The organism is Dyadobacter sp. CY345, assembly GCF_021502725.1.
GTDB lineage: Bacteria > Bacteroidota > Bacteroidia > Cytophagales > Spirosomataceae > Dyadobacter.
In genome coordinates this window covers 273,555-296,110 of sequence record NZ_JAKFFS010000005.1, presented here as the reverse complement: position 1 = coordinate 296,110, position 22,556 = coordinate 273,555, and the positions used below count along the sequence as shown (strand labels likewise).

General features: G+C 41.6%; 19 protein-coding genes. 14 read left to right on the top strand and 5 right to left on the bottom strand.

The genetic code is table 11. The annotated features are described in order from the left end of the window. Position 1: 1 nt before the first annotated feature. Positions 2–586, bottom strand: a complete 585-nt coding sequence (locus L0657_RS21820; protein ID WP_235152887.1) for a Crp/Fnr family transcriptional regulator — start codon at positions 584–586, stop codon at positions 2–4. Positions 587–931: 345 nt separating this feature from the next. On the opposite strand from L0657_RS21820, the gene L0657_RS21815 reads away from it, so the two are divergent. Further along, the gene (locus L0657_RS21815; protein ID WP_235152886.1) at positions 932–2,353 is read left to right on the top strand and encodes a sodium:alanine symporter family protein; all 1,422 of its coding nucleotides are present in this window, start codon (positions 932–934) and stop codon (positions 2,351–2,353) included. A gap of 15 nt (positions 2,354–2,368) precedes the next feature. Here the strand turns inward: L0657_RS21815 and L0657_RS21810 are convergent, their stop codons facing one another. Both L0657_RS21810 and L0657_RS21805 read right to left on the bottom strand, forming a co-directional pair. After that, entirely contained in the window at positions 2,369–2,983 is a 615-nt protein-coding gene (locus L0657_RS21810) for a pyridoxamine 5'-phosphate oxidase family protein (RefSeq protein ID WP_235152885.1), read from the bottom strand. A 36-nt stretch (positions 2,984–3,019) separates the two neighbouring features. Next, positions 3,020–4,003 carry a type I glyceraldehyde-3-phosphate dehydrogenase gene (locus tag L0657_RS21805; RefSeq protein WP_235152884.1) on the bottom strand — a complete coding sequence of 328 codons (984 nt, stop codon included), beginning with the start codon at positions 4,001–4,003 and terminating at the stop codon, positions 3,020–3,022. A gap of 216 nt (positions 4,004–4,219) precedes the next feature. On the opposite strand from L0657_RS21805, the gene L0657_RS21800 reads away from it, so the two are divergent. The 12 genes from L0657_RS21800 (at position 4,220) to L0657_RS21745 (ending at position 20,074) form a co-directional block, all read left to right on the top strand. After that, on the top strand, positions 4,220–4,699 hold the full coding sequence (locus L0657_RS21800; RefSeq protein WP_235152883.1) for a RidA family protein: 480 nt from the start codon (positions 4,220–4,222) through the stop codon (positions 4,697–4,699). A gap of 160 nt (positions 4,700–4,859) precedes the next feature. After that, positions 4,860–5,528: a hydrolase gene (locus L0657_RS21795; protein WP_235152882.1), complete on the top strand. Its 669-nt coding sequence runs from the start codon at positions 4,860–4,862 to the stop codon at positions 5,526–5,528. 7 nt (positions 5,529–5,535) lie between these two features. Then, a complete protein-coding gene (locus L0657_RS21790; RefSeq protein WP_235152881.1) occupies positions 5,536–7,311 on the top strand; it encodes an amidohydrolase in 1,776 nt (591 codons plus the stop codon). Continuing rightward, on the top strand, positions 7,289–8,692 hold the full coding sequence (locus tag L0657_RS21785) for an alginate export family protein (RefSeq protein WP_235152880.1): 1,404 nt from the start codon (positions 7,289–7,291) through the stop codon (positions 8,690–8,692). Before L0657_RS21790 ends, L0657_RS21785 begins: the two co-directional genes overlap by 23 nt. 241 nt (positions 8,693–8,933) lie before the next feature. Then, positions 8,934–9,386 (top strand): nuclear transport factor 2 family protein, encoded by a 453-nt coding sequence (locus L0657_RS21780; RefSeq protein WP_235153180.1) that lies wholly within the window; start codon positions 8,934–8,936, stop codon positions 9,384–9,386. 95 nt (positions 9,387–9,481) lie between these two features. Then, complete coding sequence (locus L0657_RS21775) at positions 9,482–10,345, top strand: alpha/beta fold hydrolase (RefSeq protein WP_235152879.1); 864 nt, start codon at positions 9,482–9,484, stop codon at positions 10,343–10,345. 271 nt (positions 10,346–10,616) lie between these two features. Then, the gene (locus L0657_RS21770; protein WP_235152878.1) at positions 10,617–12,596 is read left to right on the top strand and encodes a histidine kinase dimerization/phosphoacceptor domain -containing protein; all 1,980 of its coding nucleotides are present in this window, start codon (positions 10,617–10,619) and stop codon (positions 12,594–12,596) included. Between the two features lie 74 nt (positions 12,597–12,670). Continuing rightward, positions 12,671–15,130: a sensor histidine kinase gene (locus L0657_RS21765; protein ID WP_235152877.1), complete on the top strand. Its 2,460-nt coding sequence runs from the start codon at positions 12,671–12,673 to the stop codon at positions 15,128–15,130. 27 nt (positions 15,131–15,157) lie between these two features. Further along, positions 15,158–17,122, top strand: coding sequence for a sigma 54-interacting response regulator (locus tag L0657_RS21760; protein ID WP_235152876.1), 1,965 nt, complete (start codon positions 15,158–15,160; stop codon positions 17,120–17,122). A 252-nt stretch (positions 17,123–17,374) separates the two neighbouring features. Continuing rightward, positions 17,375–18,214, top strand: coding sequence for an alpha/beta hydrolase (locus L0657_RS21755; protein WP_235152875.1), 840 nt, complete (start codon positions 17,375–17,377; stop codon positions 18,212–18,214). A gap of 65 nt (positions 18,215–18,279) precedes the next feature. After that, complete coding sequence (locus L0657_RS21750; protein ID WP_235152874.1) at positions 18,280–19,143, top strand: AraC family transcriptional regulator; 864 nt, start codon at positions 18,280–18,282, stop codon at positions 19,141–19,143. Positions 19,144–19,324: 181 nt separating this feature from the next. Further along, positions 19,325–20,074: an alpha/beta fold hydrolase gene (locus tag L0657_RS21745; RefSeq protein WP_235152873.1), complete on the top strand. Its 750-nt coding sequence runs from the start codon at positions 19,325–19,327 to the stop codon at positions 20,072–20,074. A 248-nt stretch (positions 20,075–20,322) separates the two neighbouring features. Here L0657_RS21745 and L0657_RS21740 read toward each other — a convergent pair whose 3' ends face one another. Then, positions 20,323–21,198 carry an alpha/beta fold hydrolase gene (locus L0657_RS21740; protein ID WP_235152872.1) on the bottom strand — a complete coding sequence of 292 codons (876 nt, stop codon included), beginning with the start codon at positions 21,196–21,198 and terminating at the stop codon, positions 20,323–20,325. A gap of 288 nt (positions 21,199–21,486) precedes the next feature. On the opposite strand from L0657_RS21740, the gene L0657_RS21735 reads away from it, so the two are divergent. Continuing rightward, the gene (locus tag L0657_RS21735) at positions 21,487–21,978 is read left to right on the top strand and encodes a hypothetical protein (protein ID WP_235152871.1); all 492 of its coding nucleotides are present in this window, start codon (positions 21,487–21,489) and stop codon (positions 21,976–21,978) included. Between the two features lie 86 nt (positions 21,979–22,064). Here L0657_RS21735 and L0657_RS21730 read toward each other — a convergent pair whose 3' ends face one another. Beyond that, complete coding sequence (locus L0657_RS21730; RefSeq protein WP_235152870.1) at positions 22,065–22,376, bottom strand: hypothetical protein; 312 nt, start codon at positions 22,374–22,376, stop codon at positions 22,065–22,067. Positions 22,377–22,556 lie beyond the last annotated feature (180 nt).

Genomic DNA, 22,556 nt, shown 5'->3' with positions numbered 1-22,556 from the left:
TTCAGAAGTGATCCGCGCCCCTGGCAAGTTTATTTTTTATTCTACTTAAATGAACAGTGCTTATACCTAAATAGGAGGCTATATAATGCTGCGGGACACGCTGAATAATATGCGGTCGTTCATTTTGCAGACGGAGGTAGCGCTGTTCTGGCGTGTCCCGGATGAAAGATACCAATTCATTATTATAATGCTTAAACCGGATAGCGGATATTTTCAGGATGATCTGCATGAAATCAGGTTCATGGCTCAGATCATCAATTAATTGAAGAACATTGGGTCGTGATAATAAATAAATGATCGACGGCTCGATCGTTTCAATAGTAAACCTACTTGGCGCTTCGTCAATAAAGCTGTCGAACGACGAAAGTCCGGTATTCTCAAAGAAAAACTGCACCGTTTTATCATCCCCGTTTTTATCAAAATATGCCCTGACACTTCCCTGCTCGATAGAAATATAATGATGGGAAACCTGGCCTTCTTTGAGCAAAATGGTTTTGGCCGGTACCTCCAGGCGCTGCTGATGCGGTAAATATTTTTCCCAATACTTGTTTAAATGTGGGAATTGTTCCCGAAAATGTAAAACCATGGATTGCGGTTTTAAGAACTTAAAATTGATTTAATAATCACTATCGAAACTAAATTAACACCGAGAACCGTTGTGGAGGTTAATTGTAACTTATAATTTATTGAACCATAAACGGTATCAAAAGTTAATTCAAAAATCTCCTACATCTCTTCATAAAGGTGAAGTCATATCAATAAATGCAAACGTTAAAACGATGTAAAATAGTAACGCTTATCCACGATTAATAGCACTATTTGTATTAATTGCAGTATTAAAAGTTTCTTATTGGGTCATTTCGGCATATTTATATTTACTTTAATCACTTTCCGCCGAATTTCCTGATTTCTTATACCTTTTAAAACTTGTATGGAACAAATTGTAACCTTAATCAATGATATCGTTTGGAGTAATGCGCTTATAGTGCTTTGTCTCGCGACCGGGATTTATTTTTCAGTCGTAACACGCTTTTTGCAGGTTCGCTACTTGAAAGATATGGTCAGTCTTCTATTCGGTGGCGAGTCGTCTGCAAAGGGTGTTTCTTCCTTTCAGGCTTTTGCCATAGCGATTTCCGGCAGGGTCGGAACAGGAAATATTGCAGGAGTTGCAACAGCCATAGCCATGGGAGGACCCGGTGCCGTGTTCTGGATGTGGGCAATCGCTTTCCTGGGAGCCGCATCTGCTTTTATTGAAGCAACGCTCGGGCAAATTTATAAAACGGTGAAAGATGGTCAGTATCGCGGCGGACCCGCTTTTTATATTGAAAAAGGGCTGGGTGTTCAATGGTACGCGACCTTGTTTGCAATCGCGACAATTTTGAGCACAGCACTATTTCTTCCTGGAGTGCAAAGTAACAGCATCGCCATAAGTGCTAAAAGCGCATTCGATATTCCTGTTGAAATAACGGGTGGTGCAGTTACTGTTTTGTTAGGATTAATTATTTTTGGCGGCGTAAAGCGCATTGGCAAAGTGGCCGAAATTGTAGTGCCGTTTATGGCTGGTGCCTACATTTTGATGGCATTGATCGTCATTGCACTAAATATGGATCAGGTGCCCGCCGTTTTTGGGCTGATCTTCCGGTCGGCATTTGATATGGAACCTGCCTTTGCCGGAATTTTTGGAATGGCGGTTTCATGGGGAGTCAAAAGAGGTATTTACTCTAACGAGGCTGGTCAGGGGACTGCCCCTCATGCGGCGGCGGCAGCAGAAGCAAGTCATCCTGTAAAACAAGGATTGGTTCAGGCATTTTCAGTATATGTTGATACGTTATTCGTCTGTACGGCTACTGCATTGATGATTTTGTTTACTGGTCAGTACAATGTTGTGAATCCTGCGGGTGGGTTATTGGTTGAAAATGTGCCTGACATGGCAATCGGCGCCGCCTACACCCAGGCCGCGATCAATACGGAATTTCCTTCACTTGGAAGCGGGTTTGTTTCAATCGCGCTGCTGTTTTTTGCTTTCACTACCATCATGGCTTACTATTATATCGCGGAAACAAACCTGAGTTATCTTCTGAAAAAAGATAATAATCAATGGCTTGTATGGGGACTTCGGGTGCTGATAATGGCGGCTACTTTTTATGGATCAATCAAAACGGCAGCATTGGCCTGGGCAATTGGTGACATTGGCGTTGGCATCATGGCGTGGTTAAACATCATCGCGATATTGCTGTTGAGAAAGCCTGCACTGGCTGCGCTCAAAGATTACAGCGATCAGAAAAAGCAAGGAAAAAATCCGGTATTTATAGCAAGCGACCTCGGTATAAAAAACACGGAGGAGTGGGACTAGGCCTCTATCGTTATCCTATGCCTGACCAAGCTTTACCCGCAGCACTTCAAGTTCCCGTTCCAATTGCTGAATGTATTGAACCTTGGCCTCGTCCAGTTGGTTTATTTCAGCCAGTGTGTATCGGGGCGTTATGTGCTGCGGGCAATTCCAGTCGTAAGCTTTCACATGAAAAATTATTAATCGCTCAGGCTTAAATTTATAGTCTTCCGGTTTTAGCAGATCGTAAAGAGTCGGATTGTCCTCAATCTCTAAAATTTTAGCCTCGGCATAAATTTTAAGTCTTGCCTTCAATGGGTAGGAAAGTAGGATCAGCGAAACTTTCGGATTTTTAGTAATATTCCCAACCGAAATATATTGCCGGTTTCCTCCAAAATCAACAATGCCAATAGTTTGCTCATCAATCACTTTGATAAAACCTGCCGGTCCGCCGCGGTGCTGTATGTAAGGAAAATCATTCTCCCCAAATGACGCCATATAGAAGCTGTCGAGCTGGCTGATATACCGTGCTTCAACATTTGTGAGGCCATCAACAAAACTGGCCTTCTCAACCCGTTCGTAAGTTTTTCGGCTACCCATTCTTTCCTGGATAGCCTTGATGTCATCTGAAAAAGCAAGTTCTGAATAGTTCATGGGGAATACTTTATGATTAGCCGAAGCTAATTCTAGTTAGATTGACTGGATTTGTCTGATCATCTGATTTGTGAAACCCCATTCGTTGTCATACCAGGCCATTACTTTTACCAGGTCGCCATCCACCACGCGAGTCATTTCCAGATCTACGGTAGCGGCAAACGGACTTTTGATAATATCACTGGATACAAGTGGTTCATCAGTCACAGCAACTACCTTTTCATAACGTGGCGTGGCTGACTCTTCGGTCAGGATTTGGTTTATTTCCTCAATACTGGTAGGTCGCTCTGCAATAAATGTGATGTCAGAAATTGAACCTACTGTCACCGGAACTCTCACGGCAATACCGTCAAATTTTCCGGCGTATTGCGGTAGCGCCTTGGTCGTTGCCACTGCTGCGCCGGTAGCTGCCGGAGCGAGGTTTGTTGCTGCTGCACGGCCCATGCGCGGTTCACGTTTTGAGGGCGCATCAACCAGCGTTTGAGATGCCGTATAAGCGTGCGTCGTATTGAGGATTGCTTTTTTGATACCGAGCCTACGCCCCAGGATTTCTATAATCGGGCTGATGTTGTTTGTCGTACAACTCGCGCATGAGAATACTGCCACTTTTCCATCTTCCGTATTCACACCATGTACTACCGTTGGAGTATCCTTCGTAGGGCCGGAAATGACTACGAATTTCGCGCCGGCCGCTATGTGTTTTTCCGCGTCTGCCTGGTTTGTAAAAATACCGGTGCTTTCGATCACGATATCAGCTTCAAGCGTTTTCCAGGGTAGGCTTTCGATGCTTTTTAGGCTCGTATATTTGACAGCTTTGCCATCCACCAAAATGTTCTCACCCTCAATTTTAATTTCCCTTTCATATTTTCCATAATTGCTGTCGTATTTCAATAGATATGCGGCATTTTCAATGCTCATCAGGTCATTGACTCCGACTACTTCCAGATCACTTGTTTCGAAAATTACTTTGAGTGCGGCGCGTCCGATCCGGCCAAAACCATTGATTGCTATCTTTTTCATGATGTTATTTGGGTTGGAAAAAATTACGCTTCAAAAGTTGCATTTTCCTTGCAGTATTCCAATCACGGAAGAGCATAACCGATGACGCGTACAACAACTCACCTGAAATATACATTGAATACAGATTCGCACAATGAGAATTTTGCCATCAACAGTTGTAAAATTTTCTGAAAAAGAAATAATCTATCCTTACAATCAAGCCAAATAATCTCTCTTATGAAAAGCAAACTATCCTTCGTAATTCTCCTTCTGACCGGAGGTTGCAATCCCGCTCCTGAAACCAAACAGAACATTTCGAGCCAATCTGATGCACCGGAATATTTCTCCCTCCGGCCCGGGTTTGAAAAAAGTAATGGCTATTCGCATGCTGTCCGTATTGGTAGCGAGCTGAAAATATCAGGAGCTGTTAGCATGGATGAAGATGGAAATTTAACGGCCCCCGGCGATATGAAACAGCAAATGATCAATTGTTATGGCGATCTGGAAAAAGTGCTGAATCATTATGGGTATTCATGGGAAGATGTTGTGGTAGAGAATGTTCTGACGACAAATATGGCCGAGTTTGAAAAACATTCTGTTTATCGAAAAACGATTTACGGAAAACAATTTCCCGCTGGTTCATGGTTCGGTGTGAAGGAACTGGCGCTTCCGGGCCAGTTGATCGAAATTGAATTGGAAGCATATAAACCGCGATAATTTAAGGTCGGATTCTACTTTTAATAATCAATACATCACCTCTCCTGATTTATACATTGAATGCGAAGCCGTACCGTAGGAATTTTGTGATCAGCAATTACAAATTTTTCAACCATTACAAACATTGCATATCATGAAAAGAAAATTAGCCTTCGTACTGGTGTTCACTGCCGGTATTTGTTTTGAATTATTTGCTCAAAAACCTGCGGCATCTCTTTTGACACCGACAAACCATTCGCTGATATTGATAGATCATGAAAGCCAAATGGCTTTTCCCGTTAAAAACATTACCATTGACCAGCTAAGGCTCAACGTTGCCCTGATCGCCCGCGGCTCCAAAATCTTTAATGTTCCGACTGTTGTCACGACGGTTGCAGAGAAGTCGTTCAGTGGCCCGGTATTTCCGGAATTGGTTGCCGTCTACCCACCAGCTTCCTCAGGCTATATCGATCGCACAACCATGAATCCATGGGAGGATGTCAATGCGTACAAAGCGATTACTGGAAAAGGGAAAAAGAAACTGGTAATGGCTGGTTTATGGACGAGCGTTTGTATTGTAAGTCCGGTGCTGTCAGCGATCCAGGATGGGTATGAAGTGTATGTGATAACGGATGCCTGCGGGGATGTAAGTAACGAAGCCCACGAAATGGCGATTCAACGTATGGTCATGGCCGGCGCGACGCCGATGAATTCCATGCAATATGTCCTCGAACTGCAACGCGACTGGGCACGCAGTGCCACCTATAATGCAGTTACAGATCTTTTCAGGGATTACGGCGGCGCATATGGCATCGGCATCCAGTATTCCAGGGATATGATAAAGCACTGATCCGCTCATGATGTGCCTTCGATTTTTCGTGATTTGTGTAATAATAACCGTCACGCATGCCTTCGCGCAGAACAAAGCGGATTTGATCATTATCAATGCCAGCATTCATACGATGACTGCAAACAGGCAGATCGTACAATCCGTAGCCATTACTTCAAATAAAATTTTGGCTATTGGAAGCAATGCTCAGGTAATGAAGACCAGGTCGAAAAACACCAGAATAATTGACGCAGGTGGGAAGACAATTATTCCTGGATTGTTTGATAGTCATTTACATGTTATCCGAGGAGGTCGATTTTACAACGCAGAACTTCGCTGGGATGGCGTGAAAACGCTGAAAAGGGCAGTGGAAATGCTGCGTGAACAGGCAAAAAGGACGCCTCCTGGCCAGTGGGTTAGGGTAGTAGGTGGCTGGAATGAATACCAGTTTGAGGAAAAGCGACTGCCAACACTCGCTGAAATAAACGAAGCAACTGGTGATGTGCCAACATTTATTTTATACTTATATGGCAAGGCCTTGCTCAACAAAGCGGCCTTAACAGCGCTGAATATCAATGCTGACACGCCGAATCCCAAAGCCGGGCTGATCGAGAAAGATGAAAATGGAAACCCGACAGGTCTGTTGGTCGCTGAACCCAGCGCATTTATTCTCTATTCCACTTTGGCAAAATTACCTGAGTTGACAAATGAGGAGAAGATTAATTCAACGATCCAGTTTATGACCGAGCTCAACCGTTTGGGAGTAACGGCCGTGATGGATGCAGGTGGAGGTTTTCAAAATTTTCCTGATGATTATGCCATTACCGACTCACTATATAAAATGGGCAAACTGACTGTTCGACTTCCTTATTTTCTTTTTGCACAAAAAAGTGGGACAGAGTTGGCAGACTATTCCCGATGGGTTGGCATGTTAGATATCGGCGATGTTCATTCGGATGGTGGTGAAATAGCGAAATACCGGGTTGCGGGAGGTGGAGAAAATCTGCTTGCTGAAGCAGCAGATTTCGAAAATTTCCTTTTTCCAAGACCAGAGCTACCTCCAAGTATGCAAGAAAACCTCGTTCCCATTATTGAGTTATTGGCAAAAAATAAGTGGCCGTTCAGGTTTCATGCAACCTACGATGAGAGTATTTCCCAAGTGTTGGATGTGATTGAACAGGTTAACAAAACGATCCCATTTGAAAACATGCCCTGGTTTTTTGATCATGCAGAAACGATAAGTGATCAGAATATTAGTCGTATCAAAGCACTCGGCGGTGGTATTGCGATTCAGCATCGTATGGCATATCAAGGGGAATTATTTGTTAAACGATATGGCAAAACAGCAGCCTCAGCAGCTCCACCCGTTAAAAAAATGCTTGATATGGGTTTGCCGATTGGATTAGGTACTGATGGAACCCGCGTGGCCTCATATAATCCTTGGGTCGCGTTGCAATGGCTGGTCACAGGTAAAACTATTGGAAATATGCAGGTGATGAATCAGGAAAATACTGTTGACCGCACTACTGCATTGAGTCTGCTGACTTCAGGTGGTTACGCACTTTTGAAAGATGGTAAAAAAGGCAGAATTGAACCTGGCGGTGTCGCTGATTTGGTGGTTCTTAGCAGTGACTATTTCTCAATACCTGATGATCAGATTCAGTACATTACTTCAAACACGACGATTGTAGACGGAAAAATCGTTTGGGCTGATGAGGAATTTACTCCGTTTGGTGCCGGACGTTTACCTGTTATACCCGATTGGAGTCCGGTAAAATATTATGGCGGCTATCAGACCAAATAGGGGGATTTTGGTAAAACATTTGATTCTGATTTTTGTAGTCTTGTTTTCTGTTACATTTTTAAATGCACAGAATATAGAATTCAAGCAGCTGCGGTATGAAGAAGATTATGGCAGATTTACAAAAGATTCAACGGTTAGTTTTTATGAAAACATAAAATATAAACCGTTTGCAGCTGGGAAAAGCTATATTTCCTTCGGTGGCGAAGTGCGCTATCAATATTTCTGGTTTAAAAATCCCGGTTGGGGAACAGAAACGGAAGATCAGGATGGTTTTATTCTGAATCGTCTATTAAGCCATGCAGACTTACATTTCGGAAAAAAGATTAGAATTTTTACTCAAATTCAGAGCAGTCTTATTGTTGGTAGTAACAGTCAAACGAGTCCGGTAGATGAAAATCCTTTTGATATACACCAGCTATTTTTCGATTTTACAATTTATAATAAATTGGAAAATCAGCTGACGTTGAAACTAGGAAGGCAGGAGCTTGCATACGGTTCACAGCGACTAATTTCTGTTCGGGAAGGACCGAACAGTCGTCAGGCTTTTGATGCGGCCCGATTTGTCTTTATCCATAAAAAACTTCGTGCAGATGCGTTCTTTACTACTTATGTGAACACTGATAAGAAAATTATCGATGATAGATTTATGGATTTTTCCAGTCAGTTATGGGGATCTTATATTGCTGACAATCTCCCAGGACAGCATCCAGGCCTTGATTTCTATTATCTTGGAGTGAAAAACAATGCGGTTTTCGTTGATGAGAGCGGAATTGAAAAACGGCATTCTTTCGGCACCCGGATTTGGAAAAAAGGTACTATGCTAAACTACGATTTTGAAGCCGTTTATCAATTTGGAAATATTTCAAAATCGAAGATCCGAGCCTGGACCGTGTCATTAAATACGTCCGCTCGTCTCAAACTAAATTCATATAATCCGGTTCTTGGATTAAAAACGGAGTTGGTCAGTGGAGATAAAAATTATGATGAGCATCAGGTGAATACGTTTAATCCTTTGTATCCGCGAGGTGCATACTTTGGTCTTGCCTCATTGATAGGTCCATATAACTTGACGGACCTGCATCCGTACATTCAATTAAATATAAATCGCAAATGCACCTGGTCAGCTGACTATGATTTCTTTTGGAGAATGAGCAGACAGGATGGCCTTTATGCCGTCAATGGAGACTTAATTCACGATGGCCGGAATATCCGTTCGAAGAATATTGGAAGTCAACTCAGCACAGATATAAGTCTTCAGGCGAATCCATTTTTATACTTCCGGCTAGAATTTACAAGGTTTAATCCAGGGGCGTTTTTGCAGGATGCTGATATGGGAAAGATTATTTATATGGCTGGTGTAACTGCCACTTTCAAATATTAAAATCTGTCAATTATACAGCAAATGCATTGTAATACACATTGATAGAGACAATATCGACTGATAGTTTTGCATAACAATATTTTTCAAATTATTGAGAATCGCCTTATAGCGAGACCCATAAAATCGAGGCTTTCACGACGAGTCCTGGTCTTTCTGACATGATTCTTAAACCTATATTGATATGAATTCAATTGATCAGTTCAATGATGAGCAATTCACAAGTGATGAGTGCGGCGATACCATGTGGAATGAAGCGAATCTCAATCCTCCATCACAACAAAAACGACAACGCCCGCCATTACCACCATTTACGCTTGAAACTGCACGGCTGAAGGTCCAGCTTGCCGAAGATCTTTGGAACAGCAGAGATCCGGAATTAGTCAGTATGGCATATTCGGTTGATGCAAAATGGCGTAACAGATCGGAATTTATAACTGGTCGGGAACAAATCATTGCATTTCTAACCGCAAAATGGAAGAAAGAACTGGATTATCGACTGAAAAAGGAGCTGTGGAATTTTGCAGAAAACCGGATTGCCGTACGGTTCTTGTATGAATCCCATGATGAATCAGGACAATGGTATCGAAGCTACGGTATTGAACTTTGGGACTTTAATGAAAACGGCTTGATGGTTGAACGTACTGCAAGTATCAATGACGCTCCAATTAACGAAAACGAGCGTATAATTTTCTGATGGTATCAACAGAATTGCAAAACATTTATAGCTAACCGGTAAATCAGGCAGGAGTGGCACGAAAAATATTTCCAACCAATAATCGATCAATCGCAATGCAAACAAAACATCAATTTATTAAAATTAACGGAGTAGATATTTTCTATCGTGACGCGGGACCACAGGACGCGCCGGTGCTGGTTTTACTTCATGGTTACCCGTCCTCATCGCATATGTTTCGCAACCTGATACACAATCTTTCAGATAAATTTCGTCTGATCGCTCCTGACTATCCGGGTTATGGAAGAAGCGAACAGCCAAAAATCTCCGACTTTTCTTACACGTTTGCCAATCTGGCTACGATTGTTGAAGCACTTTTAAGTGAGCTCAAAATCGATAAGTTCAGTCTGTACCTGATGGATTACGGTGCCCCGATCGGATGGAGAATTGCTTCGGCAAATCCTGAGAAAATTGATACATTGATTGTCCAGAATGGCTGTGCCTATGAAGAAGGCCTGGAAACTTTCTGGGATCCGATCAAGGCTTATTGGGCGAATAAAAACGACAAAGTTGCGGAAGATGAGCTTAGAACTTTTCACTCACCAGACGGTCTGAAATGGCAGTATACTCACGGCGTACCTGATCCGAGCGTTGTAAGTCCTGATAATTGGGAAATTGATCTGCGACACCTGGAACGTGAAGAGAATGGACAAATTCAGCTGGATATGTTTTATGATTATCAGACAAACGTAGTGCTGTACCCTCAGTGGCAGCAATACCTTCGTGATCAGAACCCCGAAATGCTCATTGTTTACGGAAAAAATGACTACATATTTCCTGTTGCGGGAGCCGAAGCGTATAAGAAGGACGTGAAGAATCTCGAATACCATTTGTTTGATGCTGGGCATTTTGCACTGGAAAGTGTCGGAGACGAAATCGCAGATAAAATCAGAGATTTTCTTGAACGAAAGGTTCATTGACAGGATCGCGAATATGATCGATCTTTTACGAAGGTCATCAAATTAAGATCATTCATAAGTTTACAGCGACGATTTTTCGCCGCTGTTTTTCTGTGTTGGCAGACACGAAAAAGGCAAAATTTCGTGCGTCACTCACGTCTGATGCGCCTGGTATCTCTTTCGGAAACTAAAAATCTAAACGATGCATCAGCTTTACCGAAAAGATATGGTTTTAATAGTTATCATTCTTTCAATGATGTTTCCCAGGATTTCTGTCTCTCAAACCGAAAAAATGTATCGCTCAAAATTACTATTGCGATTGCACGATAAAGCTGTTTACTACTTCGAAAACGGCAATACAGAGGAAGGTGAAAAGCTATTCAAGGAATTGATCGATCGAACCAGCAGGCAAGGTAATGAAGCAACTCAGGCAGCGCTATGGCAGGAACTTGCCTTGTTGATTCCACCCCGTGATTCGTCGGGAATTACCAGATTGTATTGCTTTGAAAAAATGGTTTTTCTTTATAAAAAAGCCGGAATTGAAGCGATGGAAATCGAGTCTCTGAAAAGTATTGCCGACTTGAATATGGTGCAGGGCAGACTTGACCTCGCGGAAAAACAATTGCTGAATGTCCTACATCGATATAAGTCGATCGGTTACCCTAAACTTTTTTACGTATATGATCTGCTTGCAGTTACCAATCGCTACAAAGGAGATTTTAGCAAAGGCATTTTTTATTCTCTAAAGGCAATTGAAAGTATGGAAGCGGCGAAGGATTTTTCTCCGGCAGTTGTTTTTTACAGCAGGCTGGCAAATATGTACAGGGAACTGGGCCAAACTGAAAAAAGCGTGGAATGGTACAGGAAAGTATTCGAAAAACGTGAATATACTGAGACGGTCAACCTTTATATGTTCAGAGATGCAGGATTTTTGGCGAGGGGACTTATCAAACTCAAAAAGGAAAAAGAGGCTCTTGCATTTATTCTGGACATAAGCGCAAAAAACAAACCCAATGGTGTACACGCGCAGGCAAGTTTGCTGGCTTCGCTTGCTTATTGTTATAAGGTAATTAATCAAGAGCAGCGCGCAAATAATTACTACGCGAAATTGGTAAAACTAACTGGTCGTTTAGGGGAAGACAATGAGGTTAATACCGATGTTCATTATGAGTTGGGACAATATTTTATGGAAAAGCATCAATTCAGAAATGCGCTGTTTTTTTTACAAAAGGCTCTCAATGCGCCGGCAGGTACAAATTCCATCGCTGATACGAAGGAAATTTACCTGATGCTTTTCAAGTCTGATTCCGCTCTTGGGAATTACCGGTCGGCCACGCAATATTTATTAAAACACATGGCTTTGAAAGATTCAATTTTTAGTGAAACCAAAAGCAGGCAGATCGAAGAATTACAGGTTCGTTATGAGATTGCAGAAAGGAAAAAAGATATTGAATTACTTAATAACAAAAATCAGCAGGCTCATAGAATAAAAAATATTGCCCTGGCCGGTGCTGCTTTGCTTTTAATAATTGTGTTATTATTATTGAATAGTTTCCATGCCAAACAGCGAAGCAATCGCAGGTATGAGGCGCACCAGAAAGAAGTTGATCAGAAGAATATTTTTCTGGAAAAATTGACTGCAAAGCAGGAAAAACTTCTTAAAGAGAAAGAATGGCTGATCGATGAGGTGCACCACCGCGTTAAAAATAATCTTCAGTTGGTGACGAGTTTGCTCAATACACAGACCGTCTATTTGAAAGATCAATCCGCTGTTTCGGCTGTTAAAGATAGTCTGCGCCGCGTGCAGACTATGTCGATAATTCATCAAAAGCTTTACGAAGATCATAATTCAAGTACGATTGCCATGCAGGACTATATCAAAGATCTGGTAAACTATCTGCAGGAAAGTTTAGACACAGACATGCAGATAAGTTTTAAGCAAAATATCGAGCCGATATATCTTGATGTTTCACAGGCAGTTCCGTTAGGGTTGATCATCAATGAAAGCGTTGTAAATGCGATGAAGTATGGATTCCCGAAGCGACAGGAAGCAATTATTCGTATCAGTTTGACGCGTGACGGTGTTGATTATATGGTACTCGGAATTCAGGATAATGGCATCGGTTTACCCGCAGGATTTGAACTGAAAAAACATCAGTCTCAGGGACTTAATCTGGTACAGGGGCTGTCAAAACAATTAAAAGGAGAATTTTCTATTGAAAATAATAATGGCGTGCGTATAAAGGTCAGGTTTATCGCTTTAAATAATTAAATTCATGTTCATTTTTGAGCCTGAAACTTCTGGTCGGTGTGGTTTTGATTTATTCGGACTATTCAACTATCGTTATGAACCTTAAACTTCACTTTTGGGCTAGTATACAGTTGGTATTGAGGTCGGTAGGCCTAGTTACATTATTTGTCGTCAACGCTAATGCGCAGTCTAATACCTCAGGTTATAGCGACGTAGCCAGACAAAGGTTACTGATCCGGATCACAGCGCAATATCTCCATACCATCAGTCAGGGACAGATCGATATGGACAGTGCCGTGCGTATTCCCTGTAAAGTTTATGGATTAAGTCCAATCCTTGCTTACAGCGAAGGTTACAGCGATGGGAGGCCGTCACCAGGGACCAGCTTGATAGATGCCGGAAAAATAAAAGAATCAAAGGAGCTGCTGACGCGGCTGAAAGATTCTGCAAGAATACGATTGTTGATCGAACTTGGAAGCTACTATGTTTTTATGCCAGGCAACAGAAAAGCGGATCTGGATCAGGCGGCAAAGTATATAGACGAAGCCATTAATTTTAGCAGATCTGCACCCACGCAATGGAAGATCGAAAGTATGACCCTTAGGGCTCATTTGCTTCACCAGTCGGGACGCGCCGATGAAGGTCAGAAAATGTTTACAGAAATCGAGACGTTGTGTGAGCGGTCAGGAAATACGCTGGCTTTGGCTCAGGCATTTTTACGCGGAGGTGAGGTACTTCGTTACGGTGATCCGATCAGGTTATCAAAGTTTGAAAAAGCACTTTCTATTTTTAAAACAAAACATTTAAAAGAGCAGGAGATTGAAACACTCTCGTTAATAAATATAGAAAATTTTGTTAACAAGCGATACGATGTTGCCGAGGCACTTTTACATAAAATAATTAAACTTCAAACGGAAATAAAATTTCGTCAAACTCAATATCCTTATGATGCGCTTTCCTGGCTGGCTTATCGAAAGGGGGCGCTCAACAATGCATTGACGTTTTCCAATAAGAGTCTGGCAAGCATAAACACCCGATCAGATTCCACTTTTATAGGATTATTTTATACACGCAGAGGGCTTGTGTATGAGCGTCTATTTAAATCCGATGAGGCGATTACCTGGTTTGACAAAAGCCTGAAAGATAAAAAGAGGGAGTCACGGATGTATTGGTACAGATCGTTAATAGGCAAAGTCGGGACACTCAACGTGATTGGCAGAGCAAAAGAAGCGTTACCATTGCTGAAAGAAGCCGAAACCAAATACCCGCCTACATCCTACTTTGAACAGATGCACTTTGCCTTATTACTTGGCATTACCTATGAAAATTTGAAGAGACTTGATCTTGCAGAACAGAATTACAACATATTCCTGATCATGGCTGAAAAATTTCCGATGGAATATGTCCACGACGAATTTCCGGCTGCCTTTTTTCAAATAGCTGCCTTTTACCGTAAGGTTGGCAACACAGCCAAGGCCAGAGAACTTTTGGAACAGGGAAAAGAGTTTATATCAGCAACTGACATTTCCGGAAAGGGTGAGTATTTCTACAATCTATACAAACTTGACTCACTGGATGGGCGATATCTCGATGCTATAAAAAATCTAAACCTGAGAAATGACTTTAAGGATTCGGTATTCAGCTATGACCAGCGAAAAAAGGCAAATGAATTATTAGTGAAATATGAAGCTGAGAAAAAGGATAAGGATATCAGGCTGCTGAATAGTCAGAATCAGTTACAGAGAATCAAAGCAGAGGAAGCTGATAGAACGAAAAATATTACCCTGGCAGGAGCTGCGTCTCTATTAATTATCATCGGTTTATTGCTTAATCGTTATTCACTGAAACAAAGAAGCAATCGCCAGCTTGAAGCAAATCAGAAAGAATTGGACAGGAAAAATGTGTATTTAGAAACACTGAATACCGAGCAGGAAAAATTGCTTAAAGAAAAAGAATGGCTGATCAGGGAAGTGCATCACAGGGTTAAGAACAATCTTCAGATGGTAACCAGTTTGCTCAATTCACAATCTGCCTATCTGGAAGATGATGCGGCAGTGACAGCAGTCCAGGACAGCCTCAGGCGCATGCAGGCCATGTCGCTTATCCATCAAAAACTTTATTTAGATGAAAACACGTCTCAGATTGCCATGCCTGAATATATCAGTGAATTGGTAGGTTATCTGCAGGAAAGTTTCGACACAGATAACCGGATCAACTACGATCTGCGAATTGAGCCGCTGTACCTGGATGTTTCGCAGGCAATTCCGCTTGGGCTTATCATTAATGAAAGTATCGTAAATGCGATTAAATATGCTTTCCTGAATGAGCATAGTGGGTTGGTATGCATCAATCTTAAACGGGAAGGGGCGGATTATTTATTTTTGAAAATATCTGATAACGGTATTGGGCTGCCGGCTGAGCTTGATTTGATGCAGCATAACTCATTAGGCCTTGATCTGATGCAAGGGCTGACAAAACAGTTGAAAGGAAGTTTTACGATTGAAAGCCTCAAAGGTGTGCACATAACGGTCAGATTTCCTGTACTGGTCAGATGATTTCAGATATGCCAAATCATAAAAGTTATGAATGATAATGTGTTGATTGTAGAAGACGAATTTGTTGTTGCGAATGATTTACGGGTAATTTTAAAGGAGGCGGGATACCGGATCAGTGGCATCGCTGCATCATTTGAAGAAGCTGATGAAATTCTGCAAAAACACAAGCCGGACCTTGTACTTCTGGATATTAGATTGGATGGGAAACAATCGGGGATAGACCTGGCCAAAAAACTAAAAGCTGAAAATATTGCATTTGTTTACATATCGGCGAATTCCAGCCAGGAAATACTTGAAGAAGCCAAAACCACTGATCCTTATGGATTTATCGTCAAGCCATTCCGAAAAAAAGATCTGCTTGTGGCCATAGACATTGCTATTTATCGTCTTAGGCATAGCTTCGAATCAAGATTGCGTCAGGAAGAAATCTTGCAAAAACAATTAGCAGAAATAAGCAACAATACGACAGCCCCTCACCAAAAGTTACTCCATATTTCTAAGACGATACAAGCTCATATTCCTTTTGATCTTATAGTGGTCGGCTCTCGGCCACTTAATGCCTCGCAGTTTGACGATATGGCTTATCTGCGAATCGGATATGATGAATATCAATTTATCGGGAAAAAGGAGTTAATGACGATCACAGGTTTCAATGAAACCGCAATGTCCAAAATAATTGCCATTTCTGATTCTGACAATCAAGCCGTCATTTACAATGTCGGAATTTCAAATCAGACAGCCGGACTTATGACGCTTCCGAACGTATTTTGTGACGCCTTTAAACTGCAATCATACCTCGTATATCCAGTCCAGTTGAAGAACGGGTCATTGGTGCATTATTTCTTTTATAGCCGACAGCCAGATATCTATACAAAAAATCATATTGCGTTATTGAATCGGATTAATTTGTTTCTGCGTGAATCAGCAGATTTACACCCGGATGTGGCGGTAACTTCGAAAACAGCTCTGCCAAAATCTGGCAATTATTTAGCCGTTCAGTCGGCGTTTGTTCCTGGGTTTAAAGGAATAGTCGGAAGCGATCCGCTATTATTGGCAGCCTTAGATCATACTATGCAGGTGGCCCCATACAGTACTTCGATTTTGATTTTGGGCGAGAGCGGTACTGGCAAGGAGAATGTTGCATTGGCTGTCCATACACTTTCACCCAGAAAAAAGGGGCCGTTTATAAAGGTGAATTGCGCCGCTATTCCTGCTGCCTTAATTGAATCTGAGCTATATGGGCACGAAAAGGGTTCGTTCACCGGTGCCTTTGAAAAACGAAAAGGTAAGTTTGAACAGGCAGAAGGAGGTACGATATTCCTGGACGAAATAGGAGAGTTGCCGCTTGAAATGCAGGTAAAGTTGTTGCGGGTTTTGCAGGAAAAGGAAATTGAATATGTGGGTAGTAATTCGTCGAGGAAAGTAAATGTCCGGATCATTGCCGCAACGAACCGGAACCTTGAAAAGGAAGTAGCGAAGGGCACATTCAGGCTGGATTTATATTATCGTCTGAATGTTTTCCCCATTACACTGCCGCCCCTAAGAGAGAGGAAAGGAGATATCATGGCACTTTCGTTATTTTTTGCTAACAAATTTTGCACAGAATTTAACAAGGAATTCAACGGTATTGCGGAATCGATGATCGAGGAAATGCAAGCATACGACTGGCCCGGAAATATTCGTGAACTTGTTAATGTAATTGAGCAATCTGTTATTCTCAACGACGGAAAAGCGAAACTGGAACTGATGCGTAGCCTAACTTCATCTTCCGCCGAATTAGCCGGCAAGAAAAATATTGAAACGCTTGAAGATGTTAAGCATGTCCAGAGAGAAACGGAACGAGAATATATCATTTCCATTCTAAAAAAATCCAAAGGCCTCATCCGTGGAGCGGAAGGCGCTGCGGAAATTCTCAATATAAAACCAACGACGCTGGAATCTAAAATGGCAAAACTGGGTATCAGGAGGGAAGATTTTTTAAATCCTTCGTGAGGCCTTTATAATAAATAAAAATCCAATCCGGCCTACTTTTTTTCCGGAGTCTGCCATGGCTCGCTCCGATATTTTCGGAACAGTATACCTGTCCTTAGGTTTCCCTTACATTGATAAAATTTTATAACTACTTGTATGTTAATTATTTAAATAATTTACACTGATTGCTTCCGGTAGTGTCTCCGTTTGGCATGTGTTTGGTTACTATAACTTTTAGAAAGGGATTTAGTACATCAAAACTCAAATCAATCCATGGAATCGAGATCTACGGAACGGACATCAAATTTCGGTAACGATAAGGGCCAAAATATTTTTTATCGAAACTGGGTTAATGGCGGAAGACCAAAGTGTGTCGTAATCATCATCCATGGGCTAAATTCCCACAGCGGATATTATAAAAACTTTGCTGCACAGCTCAACGAACATCAGTACGAAGTGTATGCCCTCGATCTTCGCGGCCGGGGAGAATCGGATGGTGAACGATACTACATTTCGGATTACAGAGATATCATCTCGGACATTGACCAATTGATCGAAATCATAATATGTGAACATCCAAACCGGCCTATTTTTCTTTTAGGCCATAGTGCAGGAGGTGTGTTCGCATCTGTTTACGCAGTAACGCATCAAGCCAAATTAAAAGGACTCATTGCTGAGAGCTTTGCTTTTCATCTTCCCGTTCCCGGCTTTGCTTTGGCGGTAATGAAGCTACTTGGCAACCTGATTCCCCACACAAGGCTCGTTAAATTAAATAATCAGGATTTTTCCCGTGACCAGTCTGTTGTTGAAACAATGAATAACGATCCACTGCTGGCAAACGAAAAGCAACCGGCAAAAACAATGCAGCAGTTATTATATGCCGCAGACTTTTTGAAAAATAATATGTCCGAAATAAATCTGCCGCTCCTTATACTGCATGGCACTGCCGACAAAGCGACAAACCCGAGCGGAAGCAAATACTTTTTCGAGCAAGCTTCTTCAACGGACAAGCGGCTGAAATTGTACGAGGGGCATTATCACGATCTTCTTAATGACAAATACCATGGCATTGTAGTGAAGGACATACTACGCTGGCTACATGAAAGAATTTAAGTTTTGCAGTAAATGCAAACATTGATCCGGAATTTCTCTGTTAAAATAGTAAATAATCAATGGTTATGAAAAGCTTTATAGCACCTCCCAATCTGGTTCACCGGCCGGTAGAATTTCCGGTGTCTGCCAGCGAACCCTTTGAGATACTTCCGTTACATGCCGGATATTTTTCAGTACGCCATGTCAAACAGGAGCAGGTTGTTGAACTTATCTGGCTCACCAAAGGGCATTTTCAAATTATGTTTGAACTCGAAACGATCGAGGTTTCGGAAGGAATGATCCTTTTTCTGGCACCCAGCCTGGCATATCATATCAGATCCGCATATGATCTGGAAGGGCTTGTTGTCCGGTTTCCTGCCGGAATTATTCCAACGGATCTCAACTCACCTTACCCAAATCTCTCGTATTGCATTTCACGTGTATTTGAAATTGATGGCATGACAACTGCAACGATCATGAGTGTCATTCAATGCATGCGTCAGGAATTAAAAGATTCGCATGGTCAGAAAATGGAAGTTCTTTCAGGATATATCAGGATCGTTCTGCTCTATTTGCTCAGGCAACGGTCCGTTGTGCATCGTTCATCGTTCAAGGCAGATATGAGTTCGCTGGCAAAGAGGTTTTTTGATCTGCTTGAACGGCGTTACCATGTGAACAAAAAGGTGATGGATTATGCCAATGAGTTGTCCGTTACACCAAATTATCTCAATCAGATTATCAAACAGGAAACAGGAATGTCAGCAAGTGCAAATATTAGAAAACGATTATTGCTGCAAGCAAAGCGAATGGCCTTGGTTGAAGGTGTCAGTATGAAGGCCATTGCATATAAACTGGGATTTGAAGATACTGCTCATTTCAGTAAATTCTTCAAAATGGGATGCGGCTGCAATTTTACAGATTACCGGAAAACATGTCCTGCCGGTTTTTAAAATTAGTAAAACATTATACAGAAGACCAACTGAACAGACCTGTTTGCGTACATAACGTATCGTTCAATATAATTTCTTTTGTTATAGACTTGCATTTACATTTTAAATAAACAATATGAAACTTTCAAAATCAGTTTTGGCCAATTTGGCCAGTTTGGCACTGCTATTAATTATGTGTCCAATGATGTCTTTTTCCGAGCCAGATGATCACACCTCCTCGTTAGAGAATGTTGAAGAAAAGCCTACCATTATTCTGGTCCATGGCGCATTTGCAGATGGTTCGAGCTGGAACAAAGTAATACCGATCTTGCAAAAACAAGGGTTCCAGGTTATTGCTGTTCAAAATCCGCTGACTTCTTTAAACGATGACGTCGCTTTTGTCAACCGGGCCATTACCGAGGCCAAAGGAAATGTTGTATTGGTAGGACACTCTTGGGGAGGCGCTGTCATTACTCAAGCGGGAAATGACGAGCGGGTAAAAGCTTTGGTGTACGTTGCCGCCTATGCGCCGGATGAAGGACAGAGCCTGGAAAGTATCAGTAAGGAAGCCTATGAAGTCAGAAAAATACCCAACGTGCCCGGTTTTTCCGACCCGGTAATCACAGATGGTTATATCCGCCTTAAAGAAGAAACTATTGTAAAACATTTTGCTCAGGATTTGCCAAAGCAGGAGGCAATGGTGCTTGCCGCAGGCCAGGGCCGGTTTCACGTGAGTACATTAGGTGCGAAGATATCTAACCCGGCATGGAAAAATAAACCGAGTTTTTACATTGTATCTGATAATGATCAAGTGATTGCGCCGCAACTGGAAACTGAAATGGCAGCAAAGATCCACGCAACCGTCTATCACCTTCCTGCCAGTCACGTTGCTCTGCTCTCCAAACCTGAAAAAGTTGCTGAGGTGATTATCAAGGCAGCGGGAACAAAATAAGTTGCCAAAAAGTATGTATGATTTTTCGAAAACTGTTTTCGATCTGGTGAATAGTGATGTTGCGCCAGACGGAGAAATCAAGAATATTATTGGTCAAAGTTGCAAACTTGTGACGATCTGAAAAGCAGATTTATTTCTGAATGCCGGCGAGATATGCAAAGACTTGTCACACGAAAAAGCCATGTTTAAAACGGACATGGCTTTTTGGTACAAATTGAGGAATGCTAATTTATCACAATAAGCACTTTTCATCTTTCCGCAGGTAAACGTTGCATAAAGCCCCTGATTTTATTTGAGATATCCAATCCGTCTTCTTCAAGGGCAAAGTGACCGGTATCGTACGAATAATATTCTGCATTTTTAACATCGTTTAAATATGCTTTTGCACCAGGTTCCGGGAAAAACGGATCATTACGTCCCCATGTTATCAGCATCGGCGGTTGGTTATCCCTCAGATATTGTTGCCATTCCGGATAAAGTTTTATGTTGGTTTGATAATCGTGAAGCAGGTCTAATTGGGCTTCGTGATTTCCAGGTCTGGAAATTTTTGCATGATCGAGATCCCAGGTATCAGGGCTGATATTCTCGGGATTTCGCGCACCGAAAGTATACTGCCACCTGATGCTTTCCAGGCCAAATAATGCCCGCATTGGTTTTTCCGTTTCCGGAGTTCTGTTTTGCCAGAACCTTCTGGAATCTGCAAAGCCGTCACTAAGCCCTTCTTCATACGCATTTCCATTCTGTACGATAAAACCTCTGACTCTTTCAGGATGGGCAGTCGCGATTCTGAACCCAACCGGAGCTCCGTAATCCTGTATCATGAACACGTATTTCGCCAAGTTCAGATTTTGCAGAAACTGGTTAATAGTATTTGAAATGTTGGCAAACGAATATTCAAACTTATCTGGCGAAGGAAAGTCGCTGTTGCCAAAACCTGGGTAGTCTGGCGCAATCAGATGAAATTCGTCAGATAATTCAAGCAACAGGCGCCGGTACATGTGTGAGGAAGTTGGAAATCCGTGGAGCAGCACAATCGTCGCTTTGGAAGGATCTCCGGATTCACGATAAAAAATGTTTAAATTCCCGACTTGTTGATATTTGTAAGCGATCTGTTTGTGGCCCATAGTACTTAAAGTTTATTGAAAATTGCGTGAAAAATGGGAGTCCGGTTTAGCGGAACCATTTTCAAAGCTACTTTTTTCAATATTTGAAGTAAATGTCCCAGGGCGGTTATTGCTTGTATAAATCAACAACAGATTTTTTGTTGCGTTAAATATTTCGTTAGTTAAATAGCTTGATTTATAATTTGAAGAAAACCATTCATTGGGCGCTGACATTGATAAAACCATTAACATTGGTATATGATTTGTAAGATCAGTATTTACACTTTCACCAGATAACTACGGCAGCTTATGACAGAGATAATTGCAAGTCCGGCTCAGATCTTTAAGGCTAATATGCTTCCGACAGGATATAACGTAGCGTTGGTATCTTTTGTCGAACGGTACAAATCGAGTGACAATAGAATGACAGCGTTGGAAGAGTTTTTGCGGGAATATCCGGCGTTAATCAACGGGAAATTCTACGAGCGTCAGGTTAGTGAAAACGGGGTTGACTTTTATTATCCGAATGAATCAGGCGACCAGTATTTTAATGTCCTGGCCTGGTCACGGATTTTGGATAATATGGAATATTTGTGCGCTATAAATCTAAATCAAATTTCGACAGCAACTATTCACGTTACCATCGATGATAAAATTCATCCAATAGGCTCAAAACTGTATTGTCTCCACGGTACCAATGAATGTCCGAATGAGCTCAATGTGGAAGTTAGAAATGGTAAATCGATTCGACTGACTATTCCCGCTGGAGAAATTGTATGTTATGGTGCCAAGTCTGAATAATTTACCATTAAACAAAACAATGCCCGACCAAATAGTCAGGCATTGTTTTAAAATCTAATATTCAATGTGGCCATTACGGCCACTGATCAATCAATTTTATTAACTTCTTTTTTCAGATTGTACCAGGTTTCCACATTACCATCTCCCGAATCTGTATATTCATCGGCAAGAAATTGCAGGAAAGAAAATTTCTCGTCTTCTGATTTAAGGTGCAAAGGATCCTGGTTACCTTCCGCTTTTACAAAATATTCACTGCCATTATTTGTTACTTCCTTTGAAGTATGAAATTTGCCAGCTGTCTCATAATTATTTATCGAGTTATAAAGATCGTATACGTCTTGATGGTCATCCAGATTTACATTTGAAAGCCAATCCTTATATTCAGTTGTATTGCCCATATTTCGTAGTATTTTATGCTTTATGTTTTGAAAATAGGATACCACTAAAATTATACCAATTGTAGTAAACGATAGGTTGGAGTGTCTTTATATCAATTCAGGGTTGGGATATTATCAATGAGCACTACTCAATTTTGTGCTTAATTTTTCAAGTGCTGCTCACCAATAATTTTTGTAATA

What these genes read in the sequence shown, in the direction of transcription:
- L0657_RS21820 (WP_235152887.1), bottom strand. Translation starts at nt 586, where the DNA reads ATGGTTTTACATTTTCGGGAACAATTCCCACATTTAAACAAGTATTGG.
- L0657_RS21815 (WP_235152886.1), top strand. Translation starts at nt 932, where the DNA reads ATGGAACAAATTGTAACCTTAATCAATGATATCGTTTGGAGTAATGCG.
- L0657_RS21810 (WP_235152885.1), bottom strand. Translation starts at nt 2,983, where the DNA reads ATGAACTATTCAGAACTTGCTTTTTCAGATGACATCAAGGCTATCCAG.
- L0657_RS21805 (WP_235152884.1), bottom strand. Translation starts at nt 4,003, where the DNA reads ATGAAAAAGATAGCAATCAATGGTTTTGGCCGGATCGGACGCGCCGCA.
- L0657_RS21800 (WP_235152883.1), top strand. Translation starts at nt 4,220, where the DNA reads ATGAAAAGCAAACTATCCTTCGTAATTCTCCTTCTGACCGGAGGTTGC.
- L0657_RS21790 (WP_235152881.1), top strand. Translation starts at nt 5,536, where the DNA reads ATGATGTGCCTTCGATTTTTCGTGATTTGTGTAATAATAACCGTCACG.
- L0657_RS21785 (WP_235152880.1), top strand. Translation starts at nt 7,289, where the DNA reads ATGGCGGCTATCAGACCAAATAGGGGGATTTTGGTAAAACATTTGATT.
- L0657_RS21780 (WP_235153180.1), top strand. Translation starts at nt 8,934, where the DNA reads ATGTGGAATGAAGCGAATCTCAATCCTCCATCACAACAAAAACGACAA.
- L0657_RS21775 (WP_235152879.1), top strand. Translation starts at nt 9,482, where the DNA reads ATGCAAACAAAACATCAATTTATTAAAATTAACGGAGTAGATATTTTC.
- L0657_RS21770 (WP_235152878.1), top strand. Translation starts at nt 10,617, where the DNA reads ATGTATCGCTCAAAATTACTATTGCGATTGCACGATAAAGCTGTTTAC.
- L0657_RS21765 (WP_235152877.1), top strand. Translation starts at nt 12,671, where the DNA reads ATGAACCTTAAACTTCACTTTTGGGCTAGTATACAGTTGGTATTGAGG.
- L0657_RS21760 (WP_235152876.1), top strand. Translation starts at nt 15,158, where the DNA reads ATGAATGATAATGTGTTGATTGTAGAAGACGAATTTGTTGTTGCGAAT.
- L0657_RS21755 (WP_235152875.1), top strand. Translation starts at nt 17,375, where the DNA reads ATGGAATCGAGATCTACGGAACGGACATCAAATTTCGGTAACGATAAG.
- L0657_RS21750 (WP_235152874.1), top strand. Translation starts at nt 18,280, where the DNA reads ATGAAAAGCTTTATAGCACCTCCCAATCTGGTTCACCGGCCGGTAGAA.
- L0657_RS21745 (WP_235152873.1), top strand. Translation starts at nt 19,325, where the DNA reads ATGATGTCTTTTTCCGAGCCAGATGATCACACCTCCTCGTTAGAGAAT.
- L0657_RS21740 (WP_235152872.1), bottom strand. Translation starts at nt 21,198, where the DNA reads ATGGGCCACAAACAGATCGCTTACAAATATCAACAAGTCGGGAATTTA.
- L0657_RS21735 (WP_235152871.1), top strand. Translation starts at nt 21,487, where the DNA reads ATGACAGAGATAATTGCAAGTCCGGCTCAGATCTTTAAGGCTAATATG.
- L0657_RS21730 (WP_235152870.1), bottom strand. Translation starts at nt 22,376, where the DNA reads ATGGGCAATACAACTGAATATAAGGATTGGCTTTCAAATGTAAATCTG.